General features: G+C 47.9%; 3 protein-coding genes. All 3 read right to left on the reverse strand.

From position 1 onward, the window contains the following. Positions 1–159 precede the first annotated feature (159 nt). On the reverse strand, positions 160–3,075 hold the full coding sequence (locus Q0605_RS08905) for a phage/plasmid primase, P4 family (protein ID WP_298706323.1): 2,916 nt from the start codon (positions 3,073–3,075) through the stop codon (positions 160–162). 1 nt (position 3,076) lies between these two features. Continuing rightward, on the reverse strand, positions 3,077–3,460 hold the full coding sequence (locus tag Q0605_RS08910) for a hypothetical protein (RefSeq protein WP_297921115.1): 384 nt from the start codon (positions 3,458–3,460) through the stop codon (positions 3,077–3,079). 119 nt (positions 3,461–3,579) lie between these two features. Continuing rightward, the coding region (locus tag Q0605_RS08915) for a hypothetical protein (protein ID WP_298706325.1) at positions 3,580–4,058 on the reverse strand (479 nt) is incomplete at its 5' end.

The following is a 4,058-nucleotide window of genomic DNA, read 5'->3' on the forward strand; positions in this document are numbered from 1 at the left end:
TTAAATTCAGTAATAAAAATATATGAATATATAGTCAAAAATGCTGGGACGCTGGGACAACGAGCCCCTAGAGCCGATTTTAGCGCTGCTTTGCCGTCCCGACATCGGATCAAAATAGTGGGACGATAGAGGGACAAAGGCCTGTATCGTGGGACAAATTTACTCTTCATCGCTTCTTGCTCCCCCGATTTGATATTCGCTTAGGGCGCCGATTTCTATAAAACTGCCATCCACGTTGATTTTGTTAAAATCCAAATTTTCATTCGCTCGGATCCCGAATACGCAATGAGGCCTATCGCCGCTTAGTCCCGCCAAAGGATATGACATCCGTCTTCTTCCGCGGGTAACCTTGATATTATTCATCATGCACTCGTCGATAAAATTTGCATAGAAGTTTTTTTCTTTCTGCGGGGTGCCGCCCTTGTCCTCGATGTATGTCTTGTAGAGGATATAGAGGTATTTATTCGGCACGAAATAGTTTTCATCGGGGATGACGGCATCTCTTACAAAAGCCCTCATAGGATTGACATCGTCCCTATACTCCTCAAGCTCGCTCAGCATTCGCTTGGAGCGGGTAAATTTGCCCTGCTTTACGAGCCTCATAAGTCCGGAAAGAGCAAGGTTGAAAATCCCCGCCATCTCGTCGTTAAAGCGATCGCTAAGCCCTCTAATCTTTTGCCCGTCTTTGATCTCTTTATCGAAGCTGATAAGCACCATTCGCCTTAGAGTTGCGTTATCCACGCCCTGCTTAGGCTTGGCGTTTCCCGAAAAGGCGAGTTTGGGCTTTTCATTTGGCAAAAGGTTAAAAGGCTTCTCATTTTTTGGATTTATCATAATACTGTCCTTTGTAGACACAAGAGCCTTTAGATTTGCAAGTTGCCCTTTGTCGGTGCCGTTCTTGTCGATCTCGGTTCCGATATTGATGAGCTTATTGCTAAGTCCGTAAAGCTGGTGCCCCTCAAACTGCTGAAGCTGGAGACTTGAGACGTTATCTTCACCGAAAAAGTTGCGAATGGTGTCCAGAATAACGCTCTTGCCGTTGGCGCCGCTCTTGCCGTATAAAAACAGAAAGCTTTCAAATTCGTGGCTCGGCAGAAAGCAGTATCCGATGAACTCCATCAAGGTCTTAATGTCGTCCTTGTCCGCTAAAATTTGGCGCAGAAATCTATTCCACTTCGGGCAAACGGCGTTTTTGTCGTATGCAAAATCCAAGATATTCAGCGCGCCGTCGCCCTTTTCGTGGCGCGATTTAAAGGTGATATTCCCGTATTTGGAAATAAAGATTGTGCCGTTGGTTAAATTTATAACTCGCCTTTGCTCGTCGCGTTTGAGCGTATCGAGCGGGTGGGCTTTGTTAAGCAAATTTTCAATAATCTTCGTGGAGTTGTCCACGCTCTTTTTCTTCACGTCCACGCAAGCCCTCGGCATCCAATACTCTTGCAGGAAGTGATTTAACACGCGCAGATCGACCCTAGCGTAATGCGTTTTCGTCCAGAAATACAGCTCTCCCTTGTATTGCGCGAAAGGATATCCGAGCTTCTCTACCGAAGCGAGGAAACTCTCCACCATATCCACGATGTGGGTTTGGTGGTAATTCGTAAGCACGGTCTTGTTTATCTGAAGTAGCTTATCGAAGGTCGCGCTATACTTATCCCAATCTTTTTGGGCGATCTCGCCTATGAGCGCGCCGTCGAAAAAGGCTTTTTTGATCCGCTCGTAGGTATCGCTATCCGATTTCTTGAGCGCCTTTGCGTTTTTCAGGATAGTATTGATGTAGGGTTCGTCCAACTCGCCTCTGACGGTGAATATATTGACGCAGTTGCCGTTCTTATCGGTTAGCAAGAACTCGCCAAAAATTTCATCAAAATAATGGATTATCTTGCCGCGTCGGAAGGGCGCCAGCTTCTCGCGCAAATTCGGAAAATAATCGCAAATCTCATCGATCACGATGTTTGTCGGCTCGAAGCAGCTAAACGCCAGCAGATCAAACATATTGTCATTTGTGATCTTTGAGGTATGGTTGTAGAGCCAATCGCTGATGTCATATTTTTTATTCAGATCTTTTTCGAGCATATAAAATAGCACGATATGGGTGCTTCGCGCTACGGGCTTGATTTCGTAATACCTTTTGATCGCGTTTTCGTATCCCGCCTCGTCGTGGTCGAACCAGATATAGACGTCCTTGCCGCGCAGCAACTCCAGATACTCGTCCCATCTGCTCCCCGCGCCGCCCAAAGTTAGGGCGTTTACGTTGAAGCTCATCAAATTCAGGGCATCTTTTTCGCCCTCGCAGATGATGACGCGATCGTCCGGGTTATCGAGGAAGTATCTAATCGGAAACGGCGCCGCTGCGGCTCCGCTTTCGCCTATCCATTTGCCGTTCATACGCTCGGAGCTTACGGCGCGAGCCTTACTGTCCCAAGCAAATTTTTCTCGGTATTTGATATTTAGCGGCACGCCTCGCTCGTCGCGAATGATGATCGCTATGCTTTGATGCTCGTGCGAATATCCTATCGCGTCTTTGGAGTAGGTCAGAAAGGTAGGGGCTTCGTAGTTTACGAAAATTCCGCGCAGCCCGTTTTCTATGAGCGTCGGTCTTATGGCCTCAAAATTTGAGACAAGCTCCGGCGCGATGCGAGCTCGCATCCTTTTTTCGGCGGCGGCCCTCTTGGCGGCGTCCGCTTTTGCGCGAGCTTCGTTTTGCTCCTGCAAAAGCTTCGCTCTAGCCTCGATCTGTGCCTTTTGCTCCTCGCTGAGTTCGCCCTTTTTGATATTGTGCGGAATGCCGAAGTATTCGCACACAGCAGCAGCGGCATCAAGCGGAGGGATGCTCTCTTTCATCTCCGTAAATCTCACGATATCGCCGCTAGCTCCGCAGGCGAAGCAGTGAAAGAAAGCTCCGCCGCTCTTGCCGTTTGCGATGCCGAGGCTCGGAGTGTCGTGGTCGTGATCGTGAAAAGGGCAGAAGCCGTTCGCCGCGCGACCCTTAAATTCTATGCCGTATTTTGAGCTTACATAATCTCTAAACTGCTCTTTATCAATCGTCTCTCTTATCGTCTGAAATATATTATCCATGCTAGTATCCCACTTCCGCGAATAGATTGTTTTGTCTTATAAAAATCCCCAGAAGCTTTGCTACGATACGAGCAAAGTCCGGGTTTTTGAACTTGAAATTTCTGAAATAAAAATAAACCGCATTGATGTTTTTGCCGGTGCGGCGAGATATAAATTTGGCTATCTCTTTTTCGCTATCGGCGCACTCTAAGGCTCTGTAATAAAGCTCTGCGATGTCGTCAAAATGAGGACATTTGTAGTTTTGTCTAACATAGAGATGCCCGTCTTGCCTATAAAACCTATCGTCGCGCCCGGTCCTTCGGTCGAAATAGGATAGGTTTTGCAGGGCCTTGCGCGGGGTTTCGTAGGTGGCGCAAGCGGACTCCAGAGACATAAACTCTCTCATAGCCCGCCGCCCTGCTTGTAAAGCGCGTATCCGATAAGCTCTAAAAGGGCAAGGCAAAGTAGTGCTACCGCCCAATCTACAAAGCCCATTTCGAAAAAAGCCTCTAACATATCCGCCCCCTATGAAATTTTCATATCCTCGGTAAATTCGATCTCGTAGATCGGACCGACGCCGCTTTTGAGCCAATCGATATTGACGTGCAAATTTTCCTTAAGCGCATACGCCCATTCAAGCAAGAAAGGGTATTGTCCATCTTTCGCCCGATTATAAAGGTGGCGCGAAGTATGAAGCAGCTCGCAAAACTCGCCGAGCTTGAGGGAGTTGTCAAGCCGCACGGCCTCGGCTCTTTGCGCCGGGGTGCTAAGGGTGCTAAGTAGGACGTAGTGTTTCGACACTTTTAATTCAGGCTCTTTGGGCGCTTTTGTTTTGTTTGAAGGTTTGTTATTGCAGCTGCTGCAGCAGCCTTCACATGAATGTGGGATTTCTATCTCTTTATTCGCAGGAATGAGAGTATCTCGACGTATACCGAGGATTAGCGCCATCTGCGCGATCCTACTTTCCGGGATACTCTTCCTAGTCTTCCAGCCGATTAGCGTTC

The organism is uncultured Campylobacter sp., from assembly GCF_938017705.1.
GTDB lineage: Bacteria > Campylobacterota > Campylobacteria > Campylobacterales > Campylobacteraceae > Campylobacter_B.